Source organism: Burkholderia sp. MSMB0856, from assembly GCF_001524645.2.
In the GTDB taxonomy this organism is placed as follows: Bacteria; Pseudomonadota; Gammaproteobacteria; order Burkholderiales; family Burkholderiaceae; genus Burkholderia; species Burkholderia diffusa.
The window spans coordinates 454,609-479,051 of the sequence record NZ_CP013427.1 but is presented as its reverse complement, the minus strand read 5'-3'; the positions used below and the strand labels follow the sequence as shown (position 1 = coordinate 479,051).

Annotated in this window: 24 protein-coding genes; 15 read left to right on the top strand and 9 right to left on the bottom strand. The window is 66.8% G+C overall.

All coding sequences use genetic code 11. The features are described 5' to 3' along the window. Nucleotides 1-453, top strand: a complete 453-nt coding sequence (gene paaI, locus WS87_RS03290; protein WP_059820558.1) for a hydroxyphenylacetyl-CoA thioesterase PaaI — start codon at nucleotides 1-3, stop codon at nucleotides 451-453. A 38-nt stretch (nucleotides 454-491) separates the two neighbouring features. Beyond that, nucleotides 492-1,790, top strand: a complete 1,299-nt coding sequence (gene paaK / locus WS87_RS03285) for a phenylacetate--CoA ligase PaaK (protein WP_059820559.1) — start codon at nucleotides 492-494, stop codon at nucleotides 1,788-1,790. 138 nt (nucleotides 1,791-1,928) lie between these two features. Here paaK and mltA read toward each other — a convergent pair whose 3' ends face one another. Continuing rightward, a complete protein-coding gene (gene mltA, locus WS87_RS03280; protein WP_236873200.1) occupies nucleotides 1,929-3,053 on the bottom strand; it encodes a murein transglycosylase A in 1,125 nt (374 codons plus the stop codon). A 28-nt stretch (nucleotides 3,054-3,081) separates the two neighbouring features. On the opposite strand from mltA, the gene WS87_RS34200 reads away from it, so the two are divergent. Continuing rightward, nucleotides 3,082-3,225, top strand: coding sequence for a hypothetical protein (locus WS87_RS34200; RefSeq protein ID WP_006758475.1), 144 nt, complete (start codon nucleotides 3,082-3,084; stop codon nucleotides 3,223-3,225). Between the two features lie 14 nt (nucleotides 3,226-3,239). Here WS87_RS34200 and apaG read toward each other — a convergent pair whose 3' ends face one another. Beyond that, nucleotides 3,240-3,614, bottom strand: coding sequence for a Co2+/Mg2+ efflux protein ApaG (gene apaG / locus WS87_RS03275; RefSeq protein ID WP_059820587.1), 375 nt, complete (start codon nucleotides 3,612-3,614; stop codon nucleotides 3,240-3,242). Between the two features lie 177 nt (nucleotides 3,615-3,791). On the opposite strand from apaG, the gene rpe reads away from it, so the two are divergent. The 8 genes from rpe to WS87_RS03235 all read left to right on the top strand — a co-directional run bounded on the left by rpe (nucleotide 3,792) and on the right by WS87_RS03235 (nucleotide 11,108). Further along, nucleotides 3,792-4,478 carry a ribulose-phosphate 3-epimerase gene (gene rpe / locus WS87_RS03270; protein ID WP_059820560.1) on the top strand — a complete coding sequence of 229 codons (687 nt, stop codon included), beginning with the start codon at nucleotides 3,792-3,794 and terminating at the stop codon, nucleotides 4,476-4,478. Between the two features lie 4 nt (nucleotides 4,479-4,482). Continuing rightward, nucleotides 4,483-5,238, top strand: a complete 756-nt coding sequence (locus WS87_RS03265; protein WP_059820561.1) for a phosphoglycolate phosphatase — start codon at nucleotides 4,483-4,485, stop codon at nucleotides 5,236-5,238. Nucleotides 5,239-5,596: 358 nt separating this feature from the next. After that, a complete protein-coding gene (gene trpE / locus WS87_RS03260; RefSeq protein WP_059532692.1) occupies nucleotides 5,597-7,090 on the top strand; it encodes an anthranilate synthase component I in 1,494 nt (497 codons plus the stop codon). Nucleotides 7,091-7,103: 13 nt separating this feature from the next. Next, nucleotides 7,104-7,703 (top strand): aminodeoxychorismate/anthranilate synthase component II, encoded by a 600-nt coding sequence (locus tag WS87_RS03255; RefSeq protein WP_059532695.1) that lies wholly within the window; start codon nucleotides 7,104-7,106, stop codon nucleotides 7,701-7,703. Nucleotides 7,704-7,716: 13 nt separating this feature from the next. After that, entirely contained in the window at nucleotides 7,717-8,748 is a 1,032-nt protein-coding gene (gene trpD, locus WS87_RS03250) for an anthranilate phosphoribosyltransferase (RefSeq protein ID WP_059702638.1), read from the top strand. 29 nt (nucleotides 8,749-8,777) lie between these two features. Continuing rightward, nucleotides 8,778-9,563: an indole-3-glycerol phosphate synthase TrpC gene (trpC, locus tag WS87_RS03245; protein ID WP_059532701.1), complete on the top strand. Its 786-nt coding sequence runs from the start codon at nucleotides 8,778-8,780 to the stop codon at nucleotides 9,561-9,563. After that, nucleotides 9,563-10,189: a CYTH domain-containing protein gene (locus WS87_RS03240; protein WP_059702636.1), complete on the top strand. Its 627-nt coding sequence runs from the start codon at nucleotides 9,563-9,565 to the stop codon at nucleotides 10,187-10,189. The genes trpC and WS87_RS03240 overlap by 1 nt, the downstream gene beginning before the upstream one ends. Nucleotides 10,190-10,202: 13 nt before the next feature. Beyond that, entirely contained in the window at nucleotides 10,203-11,108 is a 906-nt protein-coding gene (locus WS87_RS03235) for a uracil-DNA glycosylase (RefSeq protein ID WP_059532705.1), read from the top strand. 120 nt (nucleotides 11,109-11,228) lie between these two features. On the opposite strand, the gene WS87_RS03230 is transcribed toward WS87_RS03235, so the two are convergent. The 4 genes from WS87_RS03230 to WS87_RS03215 all read right to left on the bottom strand — a co-directional run bounded on the left by WS87_RS03230 (nucleotide 11,229) and on the right by WS87_RS03215 (nucleotide 15,885). Continuing rightward, nucleotides 11,229-11,825 carry an FMN-dependent NADH-azoreductase gene (locus tag WS87_RS03230; protein WP_059532707.1) on the bottom strand — a complete coding sequence of 199 codons (597 nt, stop codon included), beginning with the start codon at nucleotides 11,823-11,825 and terminating at the stop codon, nucleotides 11,229-11,231. A 147-nt stretch (nucleotides 11,826-11,972) separates the two neighbouring features. After that, a complete protein-coding gene (locus tag WS87_RS03225; RefSeq protein WP_059820562.1) occupies nucleotides 11,973-13,772 on the bottom strand; it encodes a M61 family metallopeptidase in 1,800 nt (599 codons plus the stop codon). 115 nt (nucleotides 13,773-13,887) lie between these two features. Next, entirely contained in the window at nucleotides 13,888-14,616 is a 729-nt protein-coding gene (locus WS87_RS03220; protein WP_059532711.1) for a DsbC family protein, read from the bottom strand. A gap of 90 nt (nucleotides 14,617-14,706) precedes the next feature. Further along, nucleotides 14,707-15,885: a UbiH/UbiF family hydroxylase gene (locus WS87_RS03215; protein ID WP_059702630.1), complete on the bottom strand. Its 1,179-nt coding sequence runs from the start codon at nucleotides 15,883-15,885 to the stop codon at nucleotides 14,707-14,709. A 247-nt stretch (nucleotides 15,886-16,132) separates the two neighbouring features. Between WS87_RS03215 and ychF the strand changes: the two genes are divergently transcribed. Beyond that, nucleotides 16,133-17,227: a redox-regulated ATPase YchF gene (ychF, locus tag WS87_RS03210; protein ID WP_059820563.1), complete on the top strand. Its 1,095-nt coding sequence runs from the start codon at nucleotides 16,133-16,135 to the stop codon at nucleotides 17,225-17,227. A gap of 161 nt (nucleotides 17,228-17,388) precedes the next feature. Here ychF and gabP read toward each other — a convergent pair whose 3' ends face one another. The 3 genes from gabP to WS87_RS03190 all read right to left on the bottom strand — a co-directional run bounded on the left by gabP (nucleotide 17,389) and on the right by WS87_RS03190 (nucleotide 20,960). Further along, nucleotides 17,389-18,780 carry a GABA permease gene (gene gabP, locus WS87_RS03205; RefSeq protein WP_059820564.1) on the bottom strand — a complete coding sequence of 464 codons (1,392 nt, stop codon included), beginning with the start codon at nucleotides 18,778-18,780 and terminating at the stop codon, nucleotides 17,389-17,391. Between the two features lie 468 nt (nucleotides 18,781-19,248). Further along, the gene (locus WS87_RS03195) at nucleotides 19,249-19,593 is read right to left on the bottom strand and encodes an MmcQ/YjbR family DNA-binding protein (RefSeq protein WP_059820565.1); all 345 of its coding nucleotides are present in this window, start codon (nucleotides 19,591-19,593) and stop codon (nucleotides 19,249-19,251) included. A 104-nt stretch (nucleotides 19,594-19,697) separates the two neighbouring features. After that, a complete protein-coding gene (locus WS87_RS03190; RefSeq protein ID WP_059820566.1) occupies nucleotides 19,698-20,960 on the bottom strand; it encodes an MFS transporter in 1,263 nt (420 codons plus the stop codon). Nucleotides 20,961-21,153: 193 nt separating this feature from the next. On the opposite strand from WS87_RS03190, the gene gcvA reads away from it, so the two are divergent. The 3 genes from gcvA (at nucleotide 21,154) to ettA (ending at nucleotide 24,326) form a co-directional block, all read left to right on the top strand. Next, a complete protein-coding gene (gcvA, locus tag WS87_RS03185; RefSeq protein ID WP_059820567.1) occupies nucleotides 21,154-22,071 on the top strand; it encodes a transcriptional regulator GcvA in 918 nt (305 codons plus the stop codon). An 89-nt stretch (nucleotides 22,072-22,160) separates the two neighbouring features. Further along, nucleotides 22,161-22,469, top strand: coding sequence for a DUF3761 domain-containing protein (locus WS87_RS03180; protein ID WP_059532727.1), 309 nt, complete (start codon nucleotides 22,161-22,163; stop codon nucleotides 22,467-22,469). A 189-nt stretch (nucleotides 22,470-22,658) separates the two neighbouring features. Beyond that, the gene (ettA, locus tag WS87_RS03175) at nucleotides 22,659-24,326 is read left to right on the top strand and encodes an energy-dependent translational throttle protein EttA (protein WP_059820568.1); all 1,668 of its coding nucleotides are present in this window, start codon (nucleotides 22,659-22,661) and stop codon (nucleotides 24,324-24,326) included. Nucleotides 24,327-24,443 lie beyond the last annotated feature (117 nt).

Here is a 24,443-nt window from a genome sequence, read left to right as displayed (position 1 = left end):
ATGACCACCGCCAACGACACGCTCGACCCCGACGCGCTCGCCCGCGCGACGGCACGGGCCATGTACGACGCGGACGCCTGCAGCCGCGCGTTCGGCATGGAAATCGCCGAAGTGCGCGCCGGCTACGCTCGTCTGCAGATGCGCGTACGGCCGGAATTCCTGAACGGACATCAGACCTGCCACGGCGGCATCATCTTCACGCTCGCCGATTCGACGTTCGCGTTCGCGTGCAATTCGTACAACCTGAATACCGTTGCGGCTGGCTGCTCGATCGAATACCTGCGTCCCGTATACGGTCACGACCTGCTGACGGCCGAAGCGATCGAGCAGACGCGCAGCGGCCGGTACGGCATCTACGACATCCGCGTCATGAACCAGACAGGCGAAACGGTCGCGATGTTTCGGGGCAAATCGGCCCAGATCAAGGGCACGGTGCTGCCGGAAGAGCATTGACGTCCACGGCTCGCTCATAACAATCACTGGAGACAGGTATGACTACCCCGCTACCGCTCGAGCCGATCGAGGCGGCCTCACGCGACGAGCTGACCGCACTGCAGCTCGAACGCCTGAAATGGTCGCTCCGGCATGCGTATGACCACTCTCCCGTCTATCGTCGCAAATTCGACGAAGCGGGCGTGCATCCCGACGACCTGAAGACGCTCGCGGATCTGTCGCGCTTCCCGTTCACGACCAAGAGCGACCTGCGCGACAGCTACCCGTTCGGCATGTTCGCGGTGCCGCAGGACCAGATCTCGCGCATTCACGCGTCGTCGGGCACGACCGGCAAGCCGACCGTCGTCGGCTATACGGCGCGCGACATCGACACGTGGGCCAATCTCGTCGCGCGCTCGATCCGCGCGGCCGGTGCGCGGCGTGGCGACAAGGTTCACGTCAGTTATGGATACGGCCTGTTCACCGGCGGGCTCGGCGCACACTACGGCGCCGAACGCGCAGGGCTGACCGTGATCCCGTTCGGCGGCGGCCAGACCGAAAAGCAGGTGCAGCTGATCCAGGATTTCCGGCCCGACATCATCATGGTGACGCCGAGCTACATGCTGTCGATCGCCGACGAGATCGAGCGCCAGGGCCTCGATCCCGCACAAAGCTCGCTGCGCATCGGCATCTTCGGCGCTGAGCCGTGGACCAACGACATGCGCGTGGCCATCGAGCAGCGGATGGGCATCGACGCGGTCGACATCTATGGGCTGTCCGAAGTGATGGGCCCCGGCGTCGCATCGGAATGCGTCGAGACCAAGGATGGCCCGACCATCTGGGAAGACTACTTCTATCCGGAAATCATCGACCCCGACACCGGCGAAGTGTTGCCGGACGGCGAACTCGGCGAGCTGGTCTTCACGTCGCTGACGAAGGAAGCGCTGCCGATCATCCGCTACCGGACGCGCGACCTCACGCGTCTGCTGCCCGGCACCGCACGCACGATGCGCCGGATGGAAAAGATCACCGGGCGCTCGGACGACATGATGATCGTGCGGGGCGTCAACGTCTTCCCGACGCAAATCGAAGAGCAGCTGCTGAAACAGCGTGCGCTCGCGCCGCACTATCAGATTGTGCTGACGAAGGAAGGTCCGCTCGACGTGCTAACGCTCAACGTCGAGCCGTGCCCGGACACTGCCCCCGATACGGCGGCAATCCATGCGGCGAGACAAGCGCTCGCGCACGACATCAAGTCGCTGATCGGCGTGACCGCCGTGATCAACGTGCTGCCCGTGAACGGGATCGAGCGTTCGGTCGGCAAGGCACGCCGCGTGATCGACAAGCGCAAGGGCTGATACGCGCCCATCCCCCCGCTACCCGACCGCCGCCCGCAACAGCAATCGCGAAGCAAAAAAACAGCCCGACCGGCCAACGCCGATCGGGCTGTTTCACTTCGATGCCCGGCTACACGCATACGCCGGCGCCACCGCGCATCACGAATTCGGGAACAGCAGCCACATCCGGCCGATCTGCTTCATCCGTCCGGCCTGGTCGCCGGCGTCGTCGCCCAGCCCCCAGAAATAGTCGGCCCGCACGCCGCCCTTGATCGCGGAACCCGTGTCCTGTGCGAACACGAGCCGGTTCATCGGCGTATTGGTCAGCGGACGCGTGGTCTGCAGGAATACCGGCGTGCCGAGCGGGATCGAGGACGGATCGACCGCGATCGAACGCTCCGCCGTGAGCGGCACGCCGAGTGCGCCGATCGGGCCGTCCGCGCCGCCGTGCGGTGCATCTTCCTTGGTCGGCATGTCGCGGAAGAACACGAATCGCGGATTCGTGTCGAGCAACGCGTCCACGCGAGTCGGGTTCGCCTTCGCCCACGCCTTGATGCCCTGCATCGTCGCCTGTGCGGGCGTCAGCTCGCCGCGATCGAGCAGCCACTTGCCGATCGAGCGATACGGCTGGTTATTGGTGCCGCCGAAGCCGACCCGCATCACCGAACCATCGTCGAGCAGCACGCGCCCTGAACCCTGCACCTGCAGGAAGAACGCCTCGATCGGATCGTCGACCCACACGAGTTCGTTGCCGTTCAGGATGCCGGCCCGCTCGAGCTGCGCGCGAGCGGGCAGCGCAGCACCGGCGCGATAGCCGGCCGGCCAGCGGTAGAGCGCGTACTGGTAAGGGCCGCGACGCACGCGGGAGCCGTGCAGCAGCGGCTCGTAATAGCCGGTCACGAGCCCGTCGAGCGTGCCGTCGGTGTTCGCCAGCTGAAACGGCGTGAAATACGTTTCGAAGAATGCACGCGCGCTGCCGACGTCGAGCTCGTCGAGGCGGTCGGCAGCCGCGCAGGCGCGCTGCCATGCCGGTTGGCGCGCGAGCCGCGCGCAGTTCTGCCGCAGCGCGGCCGTCGCGCCGATCAGCGAATCGTCCTGCCACCCCGGCACCTGCTGCCACGCCACCGGCGTGAGCCGCTTCGCGGCAACCTGCCCCAGCACGATCGCCGCGCCGGTCGGCGGCTTGAGCGCCGACGTCCGCGTCGGCGCGCCGCCGCACGCGGCAAGCAGCGCTGCCGTCGCGACCGCCGCAACCCAGCCGGCCGCCCGGGGCCCAAACCACATACAATGTTCGTTCTTGATGGAAACCGCCATGTCAGATTTTCTCGACCAATATCCGATGCTCATCTTCGCGCTCGAGGCTTTCGTAGCGCTTGCCCTGCTGATCTTCATCGTCGTGTGGACGTCGTCGGGCAGGAAGAAGCACGCCCGCGGCAACGACCGCCAGCCGCGCTGATCGGCCCCGCACGCTCAATGCAGCGTGCGCGGCATGTGCAGCGCGAACTCGTCGACCGGCGCGTCGAACCGCTCGCCGTCCTCCGCCACGCAGAAGTACGCGCCACGCATCGTGCCGACCGGCGTCGCGATCACGGCCCAGCTCGTGTATTCGAACTGTTCGCCCGGCTGCAGCAGCGGCTGATGCCCGACGACGCCGAGCCCCTTCACTTCCTGCACGTGGTTTTCGCTGTCCGTAATGATCCAGTGACGCGCGATCAGCTGCGCCGCGACCTGCCCGGTATTGCGGATGGTCAGCGTGTACGCGAATGCGTATTGACGTCGATCGGGGTCGGATTGTTCCAGCAAGTAGCTGGTTTTCACCGAAACGGTGAACTGATACTGACTCATGGTGTTTCCGCTGTAGGTAACCGCCCGCGCCAACTCGAGCGGCGGGGCCGCGGGCGCGCCGCACTGGTTCGGCATTCTATGCGGAATCGGGCCGCAACCGCACGGCCCGTCGCCGCGCACCGTGTCGCCGGACGGTAGAATGGCGGTTTTGCGCCGCAGCGTCCCCGCTCCCCTGTCATGACTCAATTCCGCATCGCTCCCAGCATCCTGTCGGCCGACTTTGCACGGCTCGGCGAAGAAGTCCGCAACGTCGTCGCCGCCGGCGCCGACTGGATTCACTTCGACGTGATGGACAACCATTATGTGCCGAACCTCACGATCGGCCCGCTCGTCTGCGAGGCGATCCGCCCGCACGTGCAGGTGCCGATCGACGTGCATCTGATGGTGCGCCCAGTCGACCGGATCGTGCCCGATTTCGCGAAAGCCGGCGCGAACCTGATCAGTTTCCACCCGGAAGGCTCCGACCACATCGACCGCACGCTGTCGCTGATCCGCGATCACGGCTGCAAGGCCGGCCTCGTGTTCAACCCGGCGACGCCGCTGAACTATCTCGATCACGTGATGGATCGCCTCGACTTCGTGTTGCTGATGTCGGTGAACCCGGGCTTCGGCGGCCAATCGTTCATTCCGGAAACGCTGAACAAGCTGCGCGAAGCGCGCGCCCGCATCGACGCATACACCGAACGCACCGGCCGCGAGATCCTGCTCGAGGTGGACGGCGGCGTGAAGGCCGACAACATCGCGGAAATCGCGGCGGCCGGCGCGGACACCTTCGTCGCGGGTTCCGCGATCTTCGGCACGCCCGACTACCGCAAGGTGATCGACGAGATGCGCGCCGCGCTCGCCACCGTCGAGCGGAGCTGACGCCGTGGCCGATTCCTCGCTGGCCGGCCAGGCACCGGCCGCAGCCGACGGCACGATCCGTTTCGCGAGGCCGCGCATCGACGCGGCGCTGATCGACCTCGACGGCACGATGGTCGACACGGCCGACGATTTCACTGCCGGGCTGAACGGGATGCTCGCGCAACTCGGTGCGCCGGCCACGTCGCGCGACGAGGTGATCGGCTACGTCGGCAAGGGCTCCGAGCACCTGATCCAGAGCGTGCTGAAGCCGCGCTTCGCGCCCGACGAGGCGCACGCGCGCTTCGACGACGCGCTCGCGATCTACCAGACCGAATACGCGAAAATCAACGGCCGCCACACGCGCCTCTATCCGGACGTCGCAACTGGCCTCGACGCGCTGCGCGCAGCCGGTATCCGGCTCGCGTGCGTGACGAACAAGCCGCACCGCTTCGCGGTCGAGCTGCTCGAGCAATACGGGCTGATCGATCGCTTCGGCGTCGTGCTCGGCGGTGACAGTGTCGCGCGCAAGAAGCCCGATCCGCTGCCGATGCTGACGGCATGCGACGCGCTCGGCGTCGCGCCGGACGCGGCCGTCGCGATCGGCGACTCGGAAAACGACGCGCTGGCGGGCCGCGCGGCGGGGATGGCGACGCTGACGGTGCCGTACGGCTACAACCACGGCAAAGCTATACAAACGATAAATTCGGATGGTATAGTCGATTCGTTGCTGGTCGCGGCCCGCGCGATTAACGCGCACAACGCCGGCCGGCCAACCATCTGATTATTTCTTCCATCCGCATGTTTCTGAATAAAAAACGGAGTCTGAGCAGCATCGACCGGGGAGCCTGGCCCTGGCGTCGCTGGTCGCGCTAACCTCTTCGATGAGGTACGCTGAGGCACGTCTTCAGCGCCGTTTTTTATCTCGCTGCGCATCCGCGCGCCGATCGTCGCACCACCTCGAGTTCTACCGCGTCCGAACGCTTGCGTTCAGGATCGGCCGCAGGCTCGCGACGTTCACGCCCGGAGTGCCGGCCGGCAACAGGCACTTCTCGATCGACCGCCCTTTCGCCGACGGCAGCCCGCGCAGCGTCAAGTGATCCCTGGCGCACTCCGCCGCTCGTCCCGAACAGGACCGGAACATGACCGAACTCGAATTCCAATCGCTGGCGAACGAAGGCTACAACCGCATCCCGCTGATCGCGGAAGCGCTCGCCGACCTCGAAACGCCGCTGTCCCTCTACCTGAAGCTGGCCCAGCCTGAACGCGCGGGCGCCAACTCGTTCCTGCTCGAGTCGGTGGTCGGCGGCGAACGCTTCGGCCGCTATTCGTTCATCGGCCTGCCCGCTCGCACGCTGGTGCGCACCCGCAACGGCGTGTCCGAAGTGGTGCGCGACGGCCAGGTCGTCGAGACGCACGACGGCGACCCGTTCGAATTCATCGAGTCGTTCCAGGCGCGTTTCAAGGTCGCGCAGCGCCCGGGCCTGCCGCGCTTCTGCGGCGGCCTCGCCGGCTATTTCGGCTACGACGCGGTGCGCTACATCGAGAAGAAGCTCGCGAACACCGCGCCGCGCGACGATCTCGGCCTGCCCGACATCCAGCTGCTGCTCACAGAGGAAGTCGCGGTGATCGACAACCTCGCCGGCAAGCTCTACCTGATCATCTACGCGGATCCGGCCCAGCCCGAGGCTTATACGAAAGCAAAGCAGCGTCTGCGCGAACTGAAGCAGCGCCTGCGCACGACCGTGCAGCCGCCGGTGACGTCGGCGAGCGTGCGCACCGAGACGTTCCGCGAGTTCAAGAAGGAAGACTATCTGGCCGCCGTGCGCCAGGCGAAGGAATACATCGCGGCCGGCGAACTGATGCAGATCCAGGTCGGCCAGCGGCTGACGAAGCCGTACCGCGACAATCCGCTGTCGCTGTATCGCGCGCTGCGTTCGCTGAATCCGTCGCCGTACATGTATTACTACAACTTCGGCGATTTCCACGTGGTCGGCGCGTCGCCGGAAATCCTGGTGCGCCAGGAAAAGCGCGGCGACGACCAGATCGTCACGATCCGTCCGCTGGCCGGCACGCGTCCGCGCGGCAACACGCCCGAGCGCGACGCGGAACTCGCGACCGAACTGCTGAACGATCCGAAGGAAATCGCGGAGCACGTGATGCTGATCGACCTCGCGCGCAACGACGTCGGCCGCATCGCGGAGATCGGCTCGGTGCAGGTGACCGACAAGATGGTGATCGAGAAGTACTCGCACGTGCAGCACATCGTCAGCTCGGTCGAAGGCAAGCTGAAGCCCGGCATGACGAACTACGACGTGCTGCGCGCGACGTTCCCGGCCGGCACGCTGTCCGGCGCGCCGAAGGTGCGCGCGATGGAACTGATCGACGAGCTCGAGCCGATCAAGCGCGGGCTGTACGGCGGCGCCGTCGGCTACCTGTCGTTCTCGGGCGAGATGGATCTCGCGATCGCGATCCGCACGGGCCTGATCCACAACGGCAACCTGTACGTGCAAGCGGCGGCCGGCGTCGTCGCGGACTCGGTGCCCGAATCCGAATGGCAAGAGACCGAAAACAAGGCGCGCGCGGTGCTGCGTGCGGCCGAACAGGTCCAGGACGGCCTCGATAGCGACTTCTGACCGGAGACTGACCATGCTGCTCATGATCGACAACTACGACTCGTTCACCTACAACCTGGTCCAGTACTTCGGCGAACTGGGCGAGGACGTGCGCACGTATCGCAACGACGAAATCACGCTCGACGAGATCGCGCGCCTGAACCCCGACACCATCTGCCTGTCGCCCGGCCCGAGCAACCCGCAGCACGCGGGCATCACGCTCGACGTGCTGCGCGAATTCGCGGGCAAGAAACCGATCCTCGGCGTCTGCCTCGGCCATCAGGCGATCGGCGAAGCCTTCGGCGGCCGCGTCGTGCGCGCGAAGACCATCATGCACGGCAAGGTGAGCCGGATCGAAACCGACTGCCGCGGCGTGTTCGCCGATCTGCCGAAGCATTTCGACGTCACCCGCTACCATTCGCTCGCGATCGAACGCGAATCGCTGCCCGACTGCCTCGAGGTGTCCGCGTGGACCGACGACGGCGAGATCATGGGCGTGCGTCACAAGACGCTGCCGATCGAAGGCGTGCAGTTCCACCCGGAATCGATCCTCTCCGAGCACGGCCACGCGCTGCTCGAGAATTTCCTGAAGCAGAATCGCGCAACGGCCCGCGCGACCGCGCCGGCAGCCTGACGGGAGACGCACGATGACGATTACCCCGCAGGAAGCGCTGCAACGCACGATCGAACACCGCGAGATCTTCCACGACGAGATGCTGCACCTGATGCGGCTCATCATGCGCGGCGACATGTCGCCCGTGATGGCGGCCGCGATCATCACCGGGCTGCGCGTGAAGAAGGAGACGATCGGCGAGATCGCCGCCGCCGCCACCGTGATGCGCGAATTCGCGAACCACGTCGAAGTGCAGGACAACTCGAACTTCGTCGACATCGTCGGCACGGGCGGCGACGGCGCTCACACGTTCAACATCTCGACCGCGTCGATGTTCATCACGGCCGCGGCCGGCGCGAAGGTTGCGAAGCACGGTAACCGCGGCGTGTCGAGCAAGTCCGGCAGCGCCGACGTGCTCGAGGCGCTCGGCGTGAACATCGACCTGCAGCCCGACCAGGTTGCCGCGTCGATCGCCGAAACCGGCATGGGCTTCATGTTCGCGCCGAACCATCATCCGGCGATGAAGAACATCGCGGCCGTGCGCCGCGAGCTCGGCGTGCGGACGATCTTCAACATTCTCGGCCCGCTGACCAACCCGGCCGGCGCGCCGAACCAGCTGATGGGCGTGTTCCACCCCGACCTGGTCGGCATCCAGGTGCGCGTGATGCAGCGCCTCGGTGCGCAGCACGTGCTGGTCGTATACGGCAAGGACGGGATGGATGAAGTGTCGCTCGGCGCCGCGACGCTCGTCGGCGAATTGCGCGACGGCGAGGTGCACGAATACGAGATCCATCCGGAAGACTTCGGTCTGCAGATGGTGTCGAACCGCACGCTGAAGGTGGAAAATGCCGAGGAATCGCGCACGATGCTGCTCGGCGCACTGGACAACCAGCCGGGCGTCGCACGCGAGATCGTCACGCTGAACGCGGGCACCGCGCTCTATGCGGCCAATATCGCCGAATCGATCGCGGACGGCATCCAGCTCGCCCGCGAAGCGATCGCGAGCGGCAAGGCGCGCGCGAAAGTCGACGAACTCGTGCGTTTCACGCAGCAGTTCAAGCGCTGACTCCCTTTACGAATCAAGCAGGAACCCACATGAGCGACATTCTCGACCGAATCATCGCCGTCAAGCGCGACGAAGTCGCGGCGGCCATGCGCAGCACGCCGCTCGAGGCACTGAAACTGGACGCATCGACGCGCGACCTGCGCGACTTCGTCGGCGCGCTGCGCGCGAAGCAGGCGGCCGGCAACGCGGCAGTGATCGCCGAAGTGAAGAAGGCGAGCCCGTCGAAGGGCGTGCTGCGCGAGCATTTCGTGCCGGCCGACATCGCGCGCTCGTATGCGGCTCACGGCGCCGCGTGCCTGTCGGTGCTGACCGACGAGCAATTCTTCCAGGGCAGCGTCCGCTATCTCGAGGAAGCGCGCGCGGCCTGCACGCTGCCGGTGCTGCGCAAGGACTTCATCGTCGATGCGTACCAGATCCTCGAAGCGCGCGCGATGGGCGCCGACGCGATCCTGCTGATTGCCGCCGCACTCGACACGCCGCTGATGCAGGACCTCGAGGCGTATGCGCACTCGCTCGGCCTCGCGGTGCTGGTCGAAGTTCACGACCGCGACGAGATGGAACAGGCGCTGACGCTGAAGACACCGCTGCTCGGCATCAACAACCGTAACCTGCGCACGTTCGAGACGACGATCCAGACCACGCTCGACATGCTCGACATGATTCCGGCGGACCGCATGGTCGTGACCGAGTCGGGCATCCTGTCGCGCACCGACGTCGACACGATGCGCGCGGCGAACGTGAATGCGTTCCTCGTCGGCGAGGCGTTCATGCGCGCCGATCAGCCGGGCGAGGAACTCGCGCGGATGTTCTTCTGATGGCGATCGAAAAGGAAATCAAGCTCGCGCTGCCGGCCGGCGAGGCCGATGCGGCGCGGCGCTTTTTCGAGACGCTGACCGGCGAAGCCGGCGATGTCATCGCGCTCGCGAACGTCTACTACGACACGCCCGATCTCGCGCTGGCCCGTTCGAAGAGCGCGGTGCGCGTGCGCCGCACGCCGCATGGCTGGCTGCAGACGTTCAAGACGGTCGGCAGCGCGGAAGCCGGCCTGCATCGCCGCCATGAATGGGAGTTGCCCGTCGCCGGCGATGCGCTCGAAATCGACGCGCTCGTCGCCGCGTGCGACGTGCCGAACGCTGCCACCGCGCTGCGCGACGCTGCGCCGGCGCTGCACGCGCTGTTCCGGACGGATTTTTCGCGTACGCTGTGGCGCATCGCAATCGGCGGCGCAACCGTCGAAGCCGCGGTGGACGTCGGCGAGATCGTCGTCCAGGCGGAAAACGATACGCGCCGCGAACCGATCAGCGAAATCGAACTCGAACTGATCGACGGCCCGGAAGCGGCGCTCGCGACACTCGCCGCCGAACTGCAGCAAGCGCTGCCGGGCCTCGCCCCCGAAAACATCAGCAAGGCGCAGCGCGGCTACCGGCTGCGCGCGCAATAAACCCGCATCACGCATGGCAACCCGCAAGACTCTCCGCACGCCGCAACAGGCGTCGCTGTTCGACGATCCCGTGCCGGAAACGGCGCAGGACGATGTTTCCGCCCCGGCACCCGCGCCGGCTGCGGCCGGGCGCAAGCCCGCAAGGAAGGCCGCGGCAACCGCCCCGGCTGCCGCGGCGCCGCAGCCCGCTGCCGCGCACGTCCCACACCTCGCCGCGCAGTTCGACGCGCTGCCGGCCGTCTGGCGCGACGTGCTGAAACCCTTCACCGACAGCGACGCGTATGCACCGCTGTGCCGCTTCGTCGACGACGAACGCGCGGCCGGCAAGACCGTCTACCCGACCGACGTGTTCCGCGCGCTTCGCCTGACGAGCCCGGACGACGTGAAGATCGTGATCCTCGGCCAGGATCCGTACCACGGCGACGACCGCGGCACGCCGCAGGCGCATGGCCTGGCGTTCTCGGTGCCGCCGGCCGTGCGCACGCCGCCGTCGCTGCGCAACATCTTCAAGGAAATCGCCGCGAATTTCGGCCACGACACACCGCGTCACGGCTGCCTCGATACCTGGGCGCGCCAGGGTGTGCTGCTGCTCAACACCGTGCTGACGGTCGAGCGTGGCGCGGCCGCGAGCCACGCGAGGCGCGGCTGGGAGCAATGCACGGACACGCTGATCCGCGAACTCGCCAGCCGCCATCGCGGCCTCGTGTTCATGCTGTGGGGCGCGCATGCGCAGGCGAAGCGCGCGCTATTCGATGCGAGCGCGCATTGCGTGCTCGAGGCGCCGCATCCGTCGCCGCTGTCCGCACACCGCGGCTTCCTCGGTTGCCGCCACTTCGCGCTCGCGAACGACTATCTGGTCGAAGCGGGTCGCGAGCCGATCGACTGGCGCCTGCCGGAGGTGGCCGAAACGCTCGCGTAGCCGTTCCGCATTCGGCTTCCCGCTTTCATCTGCATCATGTGAAAACGCCGCGCCCCCTTTCGGGACGCGGCGTTTTTTTTCATCTGGCGACGCAGCGGGTGCAACGCACCCGCATCGGCCTTACGCGGCAGCGATCGCTTCACGGGCGCCGGCAAGCGCGGCACTTTGCGCATCCGGCCCGAGGTTCAGGCCTTCCGCGTGGATGAAGCTCACGTCGGTCAAGCCGATGAAGCCGAGGAACGTGCGCAGGAACGGCGTCTGGCTGTCGTTCGGCGTACCCAGATACTTGCCGCCGCGCGCCGTCACCACGTGAACCTTCTTGCCCTTGATCAGGCCTTCCGGGCCGTTCTCGGTGTAGCGGAACGTGACGCCTGCGCGGGCGATCCAGTCGAAATACGTCTTCAGCTGCGACGAGACACCGAAGTTGTACATCGGTGCGCCGATCACGATGATGTCGGCAGCCTGCAGTTCGGCGATCAGTGCATCGCTCTTCGCGACGATCGCATTCTGTTCCGCGCTGCGCTGGTCGGCCGGCGTGAAGAATGCGCCGAGCACCGATTCGTCGAGGTGCGGCAGCGCGTCGGCCAGCAGGTCGCGAACCACGACGTTCGCGCCGGGGTTCGATTGTTGCAGCTTTGCCGTCAGTTCGTTGGCCAGCAGCGTGGATTGCGCACCTTGCGAGCGCGCCGCGGAATTGATTTGCAGAATGGTCGTCATGTCAGGCTCCGGTTTGGTTGCGCTTCGGTAGCGCGAGTGACGCCATTGTGCGTGGCCGCATGGTCGCGAAAAAGCGGGCTCAAGGCGACGGATTGTTGCAACAGCAGAACAATCACTGATCGCACCCCGAAACCCGCTCGCGCATGCTCAGCCCTTCAGCCAGGCTTCCCGGGCCTTGTGCGCGGCAGCCGGCTTGGCGGCCGGCGTCAGCCGGTAGCGCGTGACTTCCGGGCCGTCGAGCTTCAGTTTCGCGGTCCGCAGCTCGTCGCGGCGGAATGCGTGCACCTCGACCTTGTCGCCCGGGCGGTAGCGTGCGAGCAGCGTGTCGAGGTTCGTGCCGGTGACGCGCAGTCCATCGAGCGCGATCAGCGTGTCGCCGGCTGACAGCCCCGCGCGATGCGCACCGCCACCTTCGTAAACCGCCGCCAGCGTGCAGTCCGCGCCGCCGCGCAGGCGCGCGCCGATCGTCGGCTTCGCAGCCGCGCCAGGCGCGACCTCGGGCGCGAGCGTCACGCCGAACGGCGCGAGCAGGTCGGCGAGCGGCAGGTCGCGCGTGCCGTGCACGGCGTCGGCGAACAGCCGGCCGAGCGCGACGCCCGTCGCTTCCTCGATCAGCGTCTCGACCTCGTTTTCCTCGACGCCCGCCTGCTTGCCGCGATAGAACTCGCGTCCGTAGCGTTGCCACAGCAAGCGCATCAGGTCGTCGAGCGACTTGCGGTTGCGCGTCTGCGCGCGGATCGCGAGATCGAACGCGAGCGCGACGAGCGAACCCTTCGTGTAGTAGCTGACGATCGCGTTGGTCGCGTTCTCGTCCTGGCGGTAGTACTTGATCCACGCGTCGAACGAGCTTTCCGCGACGCTATGCTTCAGCCGCCCCGTGCCGCGCAGCACGCCGCCGACGGTACGGCCGAGCGCCGCGAAATATTCGTCCTGCGACATCAGCCCGCTGCGCACGAGCATCAGATCGTCGTAATACGACGTGAAGCCCTCGAACAGCCACAACAGCGACGTGTAGTTTTCGCGCGCGAGGTCGTACGGCACGAACGCGGCCGGCTTGATGCGCTTCACGTTCCACGTATGGAAATACTCGTGGCTGCACAGGCCGAGGTACGTGCGATAGCCTTCCGTCGTTTCCGGCCGGCCCTTCACCGGCAGATCGGTGCGGTTGCAGATCAGCGCGGTCGACGCACGGTGCTCGAGGCCGCCGTAGCCGTCGCTGACCGCGAGCGTCATGAACACGTAGCGGTCCATCGGCGCCTTCTTCGATTTCGGCTCGAACAGCGCGATCTGCGCCTCGCACACGCGCTTCAGGTCGGCGCGCAGCCGCTCCATGTCGAGCTGCGTCACGCGCCCGGCGATCACGATGTCGTGCGGCACGCCGTGCGCGTCGAACGTCGCCAGCGCGAATTCGCCGATCGTCACCGGATGGTCGGCGAGTTCGTCGTAGTTCGACGCGCGATACGCGCCGAACCCGTAACGCCGGGTGCCGCGCGCCTCGGGCAGCGACGTACCGACGCGCCACGCGCGGAACGCCGGGCCCGCCGGTTTCGCGATGTCGACCTCGCACGGCGCATCCTCGCGGCCGGCAACGCTCAGGAACACTGCCGTGGCATTGAAGAAGCCGCCCGAGTCGTCGAGATACGCGGAGCGGACCGACAGGTCCCACGCGTACACGTCGTAGCGCAGCGTCAGCGCGCCGTTCACCGGCGCGGCCTGCCACGTGTTCTTGTCGGTTTTCGCGATTCGCACCTTGCGGCCCGCGTCGTTGAACGCGGCGAGCGTCACGATGTTGCGCGCGAATTCGCGCACGAGGTAGCTGCCCGGAATCCACACCGGCAGTGAGAAGCGCTGGCCTTCGGGATCGGGATCGGCGACCGTCACCGACACTTCGAACAGGTGCGCGGCAAGATCTTTCGGGGCAATCGAATAACGGATCGGCTGGTTCATCGTGGGAATCGGACGAAAATCGGACGGAATACGGCGGCGGAAACGAAGAGAGGCGCCGGCTGATGTCGCGGGCGCCCCTCGCTGGCCGGGCCATGCGGCCCGGCGTGTCGGTCGGTTACTTGCTCGACGCGAGCGCCTGGTTCAGCTGATCGGCCGACACCGCGCCCGGCAGGCGGCGGCCGTCGGGCAGGAAGATCGTCGGCGTGCCGGTGACGTTCATCCCGCGGCCGAGCGCGAGGTTCTTGTCGAGCGCGGTCGTATCGCAGGTGCCGGCGCCGGTCGGCACGCGATGGTCGAGCATCCAGCCTTCCCAGGATTTCGCGCGGTCGGTCGCGCACCAGATCGCCTTCGACTTCGCGGTCGAATCGGGCGACAGAACCGGGTACAGGAACGTGTAGACGGTCACGTTGTCGATCGACTGCAGCGTCGTCTCGAGGCGCTTGCAGTACGGGCAGTTCGGATCGGAGAACACCGCGATCTTGCGTGCGCCGTTGCCCTTGACGACCTTGATCGCGTTCGCGAACGGCAGGCTCGCGAAGTCGATCTTGTTGAGGTCGGACAGGCGCGCGTCGGTCAGGTTCTTGTGCGTCTTGGTGTCGACGAGATCGCCGAGCAGCACGTAGTCGCCGGCGGCATCGCTATAGATGATCTGCGTGCCGAGGTTCACTTCGTACAGGCCCGCGACCGGCGATTTCGACACGCTCTTGATCGGTGCGTCGTTGCCGAGTCGCGCTTGCAGCGTGGCTTTCAGCTTGTCGGTGGTCTGGTCGGCCTGCGCGGTGCAGCCGAGCGTCGCCATCGTGACGGCCAGCGCCAGCGATGCGATGCGGATCGTTTTTTTCATCCTGTAGTTCCTTCAGCTCAATCGGAGTGCACGTCACAGTGTACGCCGTAACGGAACCCTGTCCGACAGGCCGAAGGCGCGAAGGTTCGATCAGCCGAGCGCGGCCGACACGAGCCAGCGCTTCACGAGCGGTTGCGCGCCGACGAACGCCATGCCGGCATTGCGCACCGCCTTCGCAAGGGAGCCGGGCACAGCGAACAGCCGCTGCAGCCCGTCGGTCGCGACCATCAGCGCGCGGATGTCCTCGCGGCGCGAACGCTCGTAGCGGCGCAGCAGCACCGTGTCCCCGAGGTTGCGGAAGCTCTCCTTGTTCGCGATCGCATCGGCGAGCGCCGCGACGTCGCGCAGCCCGAGGTTCATCCCCTGCCCCGCGAGCGGGTGGATCAGGTGCGCGGCATCGCCGACGAGCGCGACACGCGGGGCGATCAGCTTGTCGACGGTCTGCAGCGCGAGCGGGAAGCCGGCCGCCGGCGTCACGCATTCGAGCGCGCCGAGCTGGCCGTGCGACACGCGCTCGACTTCGGCCGCGAGTTGCGCGGGATCGAGCGTGAGCAGTTCGTCCGCGTGCGCGGTGTGCGCGGACCACACGAGCGATACGTGACCGTCCGGCAGCGGCAGCAACGCGATGATCTCGCCTTCGTGAAACCACTGGCAGGCCGTCTCGCGGTGCGGCAGCGACGCCTTGAAGTTCGCGACGACGCCCGTCTGCCGGTAATCGCGCCGCTCGACCTTGGCCCCCATTTGCGAGCGCACCCACGAATGCGCGCCGTCCGCGCCGACCACGAGGTCCGCTTCGAGCACCTGGCCCGACGACAGCGTGAGCACCGCTGCGTCGTCGCGCACGTCGAAGCCCTGCGCGCGCGCATCGAACCACGTGAGGTTCGGCTGGAACCGCAGCGCGGCGTCGAGCGACGTCTCGATCAGCGACGATTCGGCGATCCAGGCCAGTTGCGGCACGGAAGCCTGGTACGCGGAAAAATGCAGTTCCGCGTGCGCATCGCCGTATACGCGCATGTCGTAGACCGGCGCGAGCCGGCCATGGTCGAGCGCCTGCCAGACCCGCAGCCGCTCCAGCAATGCCTGCGAGCTGGACGACAACGCGTAGATGCGCGTGTCGAACGCGAGATCGGCGGGGCGCGGCGTGGCCGGCTGGGCGAGCAAGGCGGTCTTGTAGCCGGACTGGGTCAGCGCGAGCGCGGCCGTCTTGCCGACGAGCCCGCCGCCGACCACGGCGACGTCGAAGGTGTGGTGGGCAGTCATGGCGGGCATTATAGCTGCGGGGCCAATCCCTTACGCGGCCGGACTTTGCGGGAAATCAGCATAATCGCGGGCCGGCCCGGCAGCGCGGCGGCCCGTCGCATCGGGCATTCGGGGGAAGGCCGGAAACCGGGGCGTCGGCACGGTACAATAGCGCCTTTGAACGTCGGCCCACCGCGCCCCACGCGCCGGCCGTCCCTATTTTCCCGCGCCGCCGTGCCCTGTCCGGCCGCGCCGCCTTACCCGTCCGAAGGATTCCATGAGTCTCAAATGCGGCATCGTCGGCTTGCCCAACGTCGGCAAGTCCACCCTGTTCAATGCGCTGACCAAGGCCGGCATCGCCGCCGAGAACTACCCGTTCTGCACGATCGAACCGAACGTTGGCATCGTCGAGGTGCCGGACGCGCGCCTGAAGGCGCTCGCCGAAATCATCAACCCCGAGCGCATCGTGCCGGCCGTCGTCGAATTCGTCGACATCGCGGGCCTCGTCGCGGGCGCCAGCAAGGGTGAAGGCCTCGGCAACCAGTTTCTCGCGAACATCCGCGAAACCGATGCGATCACGCACGTCGTGCGTTGCTTCGAGGACGACAACGTCATCCACGTCGCCGGCAAGGTCAGCCCGATCGACGACATCGAAGTGATCAACACCGAACTCGCGCTCGCCGACCTCGGCACCGTCGAGAAGGCGCTCACGCGCTACTCGAAGGCCGCGAAGTCGGGCAACGACAAGGAAGCCGTGAAGCTCGCCGCGGTGCTCGAAAAGGTTCGCGCGCATCTCGACCAGGGCAAGGCCGTGCGCGGCCTCGATCTGTCGGACGACGAGCAGGCGCTGCTCAAGCCGTTCTGCCTGATCACCGCGAAGCCGGCCATGTACGTCGCGAACGTGAAGGACGACGGCTTTGAGAACAACCCGCACCTCGAAGCGGTGCGCAAGTACGCGGAAAGCGAGAATTCGCCGGTCGTCGCGGTGTGCGCGGCGATCGAAGCGGAAATCGCCGATCTCGACGATGCGGACAAGGAAGCGTTCCTCGCCGACATGGGCATGGAAGAGCCGGGCCTCGACCGCGTGATCCGCGCGGGCTTCAAGCTGCTCGGCCTGCAGACCTACTTCACCGCGGGCGTGAAGGAAGTGCGCGCGTGGACGATCCACATCGGCGATACCGCGCCGCAAGCGGCCGGCGTGATCCACACCGATTTCGAGCGCGGCTTCATTCGCGCGCAGACGATCGCATTCGACGATTTCGTCGCGTACAAGGGCGAACAGGGTGCGAAGGAAGCCGGCAAGATGCGCGCGGAAGGGAAGGAATACGTCGTGCACGACGGCGATGTGATGAACTTCCTGTTCAACGTCTGATACGTGCAATGCGGATGCCGTGCGATACGCGCGGCATCGCGCGATGCGCATCCGGCACGAAAAGCAAATGGGCCGATTGGCAAATGCCAATCGGCCCATTTTTCATTCACGGACTTGCCCGTCGACCCAAGGCGAGCACCCTGCCCACCTTCGGATCGTCATCACGTCGCCGACACCCGCCGCCCCGCACCTGCGCGCGCATCGCGACCGCGCTTGTTCAACCACGAAGCAAACAGCACGAGCAGCGCGAGCACGGCCGTCGCACCGACTTCCATCCGGTGTTCCTCGCTGACGAACATCACGGTCAGCGTGCCGCAGATGAACAGGATCACCGCCCACGTGAGCCACGGGAACAGCCACATCCGCAGCGTCAGGTCGGCGCCGCCCGATTCGAGCGTCTTGCGCATCCGCAGCTGCGAGATCGCGATCACGAGATACACGAGCAGCGCGATCGCGCCCGACGTCGCCAGCAGGAAGCCGAACACTTGCTCCGGCATCAAATAGTTCGCGATCACGGTCACGAAACCGAATGCGGTCGACGCGAGCACGGCCGCGCGCGGCGTGCCGGTCGAATCGGTGCTGTGCAGGAACGCGGGCGCGTCCTTGCGCTTCGACAGCGAGAACAGCATCCGCGACGCGGTGTACAGCGCGGAATTCAGGCAGCTCGCGACCGACACGAGCACGATCACGTCGATGATCGCCTTCGCGTTCGGAACGCCGATCAGCTCCATCGCGCGCTGATACGAGCCGTGCTTCGGCAGCAGCGGATCGTTCCACGGCACGATGGCCGCGACGACGAGGATCGAGCCGAGATAGAACAGCGTGATACGCCAGATGACGGAGTTCGTCGCACGCACGATCTGGCGTTGCGGGTTGTCCGACTCGGCGGCCGCAATCGTCACGATCTCGGTGCCGAGGAACGAGAACATCGTCGTCAGCATCGCCGCGAGCACCGCGCCGGCGCCGTTCGGCATGAAGCCCTGGTGCGCGAAGAGGTTCGACACGCCCGATACGGCCGGCGCGGGCACGATACCGACGATCGCCGCGCCGCCGATGCACAGGAACACGACGATCGCGACGACCTTGATCAGCGCGAACCAGAATTCGAATTCGCCGTAGTTCTTGACCGAGAAGAGGTTCGTGATCGTCAGCAGCAACGTGATGCCGAGCGCGAAGATCCAGGTCGCGACGCCGGGGAACCACGCATTGAGAATGGTCGCGGCGGCCGTCGCCTCGATCGGGATCACGAGCACCCAGAACCACCAGTACAGCCAGCCGATGGTGAACCCGGCCCAGTGACCGATCGCGCGATCGGCATAGGTCGAGAACGAACCGCTGTCCGGATGCGCGACGGCCATCTCGCCGAGCATGCGCATCACCAGCACGACCAGGACGCCTGCGATCGCATACGCGAGGATCGAAGCCGGGCCGGCTTCCGCGATCGCGTGGCCGGATCCGACGAACAAACCGGCGCCGATGACGCCGGCAATCGACATCATCGTCACGTGACGCTGCTTCAGACCGGTGCCGAGGCCTGTGTTGCTTCCACTCATGTGTCTCTCTCCAAAAAACGGTTCCGATATGACCGGGTGTCGCGTGAAGGCGGCGCGGGATTTGTCGTTGTTGAATCCGGCAGCCCGCCGCGCATGCGCGGCACGCGGGCAGGGAGCTGGATCGAGCCTGTTCCGGTCGGTGCGCGACGCAGTCTGCGAAGCTGCGGGTGCGATGCGGCACACGGGGCGCCGGCGCATCGCGTGCGCCCTTTCCGTCGGCTGTCGGTCAGCCGCCTTCGAAGCGAAGGAGTGTAAGCATCAAACGGTTCTTGACTAAGAACCAATTGAAGAATTTCGATGGAACCACTTGTTGCATCGACGCGAACCGATGCAACGCTTGGTCCGGTTCGGCGTTCGCTTGTGCGGCGCCGGATCGGGAAATGTGCGGTGAGACACGCCCGCGCGACACCGCAACGAACGCATTCCGTCGACGAGGCTTGCGTGCCGCGCAGGCGCTGCGCCGGATGCTCAGGTCGCGCCGCCCGGCCCTGCGTCCCGCCATTTGGCCGGCACGATCGCGTGCCATTCTCGCAGGAGCAGGTTTTTCACGGCGTCAGGATGCGCGGCCGACAGGCGCACCAGCACGATCGGCCAGCCCGCATAGTGGTCGGTTACGTAATACACGTCGGGCTCCGAGTCGATCAGCCACGCGCGCTCGTCGGGGCCGACGCCCTTCACGACGAGCGTGTCGCCGTCCTCGCGCAGGCGCGCGAGCATCTTGCCCTTCACCCTGAGTGCGGGCGTGCCGTACGACGTGCCTTCCTCGACACCCCGCCATGCCAGCGCGATCCGCCGAACTTCATCGAATGTCACGATGCGCCTCCGCCCGTTGGTAATCGACGTCCCGGACAACGTAGCGGAAATTGTGGCAGACGCCTAGCCAAGCGGCGTCCCGCCGAGCGCCCGGCGACGCGCGTCTAGCGGCCGGCCGCGTGCGCCGCCAGCGGCGCGCGACCGGTGGCCGCAACGATCGCGAACGCGATCGCATTCGCGGCCGCGCTGGCCAGGATCGGCACGAGATAGCCGCCGCCCGCGTCGTAGATGAAACCGGCGGCAGCAGGCCCGATCAGCGTGCCGAACGCGACGCTCGTGTACAGCATGCCGATGATCGCGCTCACGTTGCGGCCGCCGAAGTAGTCCATCACGACGGCCGGCAGCACGGCGACCCAGCCACCGTAGAACACGCCGAACACGAGTGCGAACGCGGCCAGCGTCGCGACGCTCCCGGCGCCGGCCCACGCGACGAGCGCGACGGCCATGCCTGCGAACATCGCGAGCAGCGACGCGCGGCGGCCGAAGCGGTCGGCGACGCCGCCGAGGAAGAAGCGCCCTGCCGTGCTGCCGACACCGATCGCGCCGAGCAGCAGCACGGCCGTCGACGGCGCGACGCCATGATCGAGCGCGTGCGGCACGAGATGCACGAACGGCACGAACACACCGAACGAGCAGACGAGGCATGCGGCATACAGGCTCGCGAACGGCCGCGACGTGACGGCTTCGCGCACGGTCGCGCCGGCGGGCGCGGATGAAGCGGCACCAGCCAGCCCGTCGCCCGATTGCGCACGCGCCGCATCGCCGTCGGGCAGCAATCCGCGCCCGCGTGGATCGTTCTCGATCAGCAGCGACATGCCCGCGCCCACCACCACCGCGATCGCCGCGAGGGTGACGTACGCGCCGCGCCAGCCGACGTGCGCGATCAGCGCGGATGCGAGCGGCGGCATCACGAGCGTGCCGACGCCAATCCCCGCGACCGCGAGCCCCGACGCGAAGCCGCGCCGCCGCACGAACCACCGTTGCACGGCGCCGACGGCCGGCACGTACGCGCAGCCGACGCCGAGGCCGACACCGAGCCCGTACGCGACATAGACCTGCAGCAGCGTATGCGCGGCACCGGCCGCCGCGAGACCGGCGGCCGTCAGCAACATGCCGACGACGGCGAGCCGCCGGGAGCCGAAGCGATCGGCAAGCGGGCCGCTGACGATGCCGAAGCCGAAATACAGGAAGCCGGCCAGCGAGAACACGAGCGAGATCTGCCCGCGCGATGCCGCAAAATCACGCTGCAGCGATTCGACGAACGCGCTGAACGTGTATGCACTGCCGAAGCCGACGAACGTGACGGCGAACGCCGCCGCCACCACATACCAGCCGTAGAAGACGCGCGATGCGCGCAGGCCGCTCATGACGATCCTCCTCTCAGGTTCCGCCGGACGCGGCACGACGCCCGGATTGCCTCATGGATATAGTTGAACTATGTTGATCGCATCGACAGCGCAAAACCCGCTCACGACGATACGATCCAATGCAACAACGGTACTCGTGCATGCTCGTCGCCTCAAACGATATTTCGTCGGTCTTTCGATTTAGAAAAACTCAATGATCCGTTCCCGCCTGCCACCGCTCAACGCGTTGCGTGCGTTCGAGGCGGCCGCCCGCCACCTGTCGGTGAAATCGGCGGCCGAGGAGTTGTCGGTCACGCCAGGTGCGGTGAGCCAGATGATCCGCACGCTCGAGGCGCACCTCGGCGTACAGCTGTTCGAGCGCGTGAATCGCGGCATCCTGCTGACCGCAGCGGGCCGCGACTACTTGCCGCCCGTGCGCAACGCGTTCCGGCAGATCGCCGACGCGTCGCAGCGCGTGTCGGGTGCCGCCGACAGCAGCGTGCTGACGGTGAGCGTCACACCCTTTTTTGCGTCCGCGTGGCTCGTGCCGCGCCTCGCGCAGTTCCGCGACGCGTGCCCGGGCGTCGACCTGCAGATCGTCACGAGCCACGCGCTCGCCGATTTCTCGCGCGACGGCGTCGACGTCGCGATCCGTCACGGTCTCGGCCGCTACATCGGCCTCTGCAGCGAACGGCTGCTGACCGTGGAGATCGTCGCGCTCGCGGCGCCGACACTCGTCGCGCGGCTGGGCGTGCCGGCCACTCCCGCCGACCTGGCCGGATGGCCGCATCTGCACGATGCCGAGCGCAAGGGCTGGCACATCTGGTTCGACGCGCAGCGAATCGCCGATTTCGGCCCGCCGCGCGGCCCCGCATTCGACGATTCCGGCCTGTTGCTGCAGGCGATCCTCGCCGGCCAGGGCGCCGGCCTGCTGCCGGCGGCGATGGTGCGCAACGAGCTCGCGAGCGGCCGGCTCGTGCAGCTTGCCGACGCCGCGTGGCTCGACGATTTCGCGTACTACCTCGTCTATCCGCCGCATCATGCGGAACGCGCAAAAGTCGCCGCGTTCCGCCGATGGATACTCGAAGCCGCACTGGCCGACGGAGCGGCGTCGATGACCGGCGCGGCGTAGCGTCGCTGCCCCGCAGGGCGGCGACGACGATCTTCGGCCGATCGGCTAACATGCGGCCCGCAACCGACAACGACATCCGGAGAGCGACCATGCCTGCCCTGCTTCGCCGCATGACGCGCATCGCGACCCTGTCGGCCGCGCTGTTCGTCGCGTGCGCCGCCCTGCCGCCCGCGGCGCATGCGTATCGCGCGTCGCCCGGCTACGCCAACGAGGCCGACCTCGACCGGCACGACACGTACCGCAATCGCGACGGCGACACCGTCCATGCGCCGGCCCACTCGAAATCGGGCCGCGTGCCCGAGGGCGCGAGCGCGCGCTGCCGCGACGGCACGTACAGCTTCAGCCGCCATCGGCGCGGCACCTGCTCGGGGCACGGCGGCGTCGCCGCGTGGCTGTGAACGCGGGTCGGCCGGATGGCCTGCACGGTGCCAGCGGCAGCCGGCGGCGAAGTACAATACGCGCTCGCGCCGCCAACCCGCGGCGACACCGCCGCGCCCCGCGCGGCACGCTCCGTACCGAATCACCCGACGCCACGCACGCCCGCGCGCTGCGCGGCAGTCTCAACCCTTTCTGACTTTCACACCCAAATGGCCCAATACGTTTTCACGATGAACCGGGTCGGCAAGATCGTGCCGCCCAAGCGCCAGATCCTGAAGGACATCTCGCTGTCGTTCTTTCCCGGCGCGAAGATCGGCGTGCTCGGCCTGAACGGCTCGGGCAAGTCGACGCTGATCCGCATCATGGCGGGCGTCGACAACGAAATCGAAGGCGAAGCGACGCCGATGCCGAACCTGAACATCGGCTACCTGCCGCAGGAACCGCAGCTCGACCCGACGAAAACCGTGCGTGAAGCCGTCGAGGAAGGCCTCGGCGACCTGTTCCAGGCGAACAAGAAGCTCGAGGAAATCTACGCCGCATATGCGGAACCGGACGCCGACTTCGACGCACTCGCGGCCGAGCAGGCGAAGTACGAAGCGATCCTCGCGTCGAGCGACGGCGGCAGCCCCGAGCAGCAGCTCGAAGTGGCCGCCGACGCGCTGCGCCTGCCGCCGTGGGACGCGAAGATCGAGCACCTGTCGGGCGGCGAAAAGCGCCGCGTCGCGCTGTGCAAGCTGCTGCTCGAGAAGCCCGACATGTTGCTGCTCGACGAACCGACCAACCACCTCGACGCCGAATCGGTCGACTGGCTCGAGCAGTTCCTGGTGCGTTTCCCGGGCACGGTCGTCGCCGTCACCCACGATCGCTACTTCCTCGACAACGCGGCCGAGTGGATTCTCGAACTCGATCGCGGCCACGGCATTCCGTGGAAGGGCAACTACAGCAGCTGGCTCGACCAGAAGGAAGAGCGCCTGAAGCAGGAAGAAGCGTCTGAATCGGCGCGCCAGAAGGCGATCAAGAAGGAGCTGGAGTGGGTGCGCCAGAACCCGAAGGGCCGCCAGGCGAAGTCGAAGGCGCGTATCGCGCGCTTCGAGGAGCTGAACAGCCAGGAATACCAGAAGCGCAACGAAACGCAGGAAATCTTCATTCCGGTCGGCGACCGCCTCGGCAATGAAGTGATCGAGTTCAAGAACGTCAGCAAGTCGTTCGGCGACCGCCTGTTGATCGACAACCTGAACTTCAAGATTCCGGCCGGCGCGATCGTCGGCATCATCGGCCCGAACGGCGCCGGCAAGTCGACGCTGTTCAAGATGCTGACCGGCAAGGAACAACCGGATTCGGGCGAAGTCGTGATGGGTCCGACCGTGAAGCTCGCGTACGTCGACCAGAGCCGCGACGCGCTCGACGGCTCGAAGACGGTGTTCGAGGAAATCTCGGGCGGCGCCGACGTGCTGACGGTCGGCAAGTACGAAACGCCGTCGCGGGCATACATCGGCCGCTTCAACTTCAAGGGCGGCGACCAGCAGAAGATCGTCGGCAACCTGTCCGGCGGCGAACGCGGCCGCCTGCACCTCGCGAAGACGCTGATCTCCGGCGGCAACGTGCTGCTGCTCGACGAACCGTCCAACGACCTCGACGTCGAAACGCTGCGCGCGCTGGAAGATGCGCTGCTCGAATTCGCGGGCTCGGTGATGGTGATCTCGCACGATCGCTGGTTCCTCGACCGGATCGCGACGCACATCCTCGCGTTCGAAGGCGATTCGCAGGTCACGTTCTTCGACGGCAACTACCAGGAATACGAAGCCGACAAGCGTGCGCGCCTCGGCGAAGAAGCCGCGAAGCCGAAGCGTCTGCGCTACAAGCCGATCAGCCGCTGAACGGCGCGGCCCGTGCACCCGGCAACGCGGAGCCGGATGCGGAAAGCGGCCGCTGCCGGTTCGGCAAAACAAGAAAGCGGGCTCATGGCCCGCTTTTTTTTCATCCGTCTGACGTAG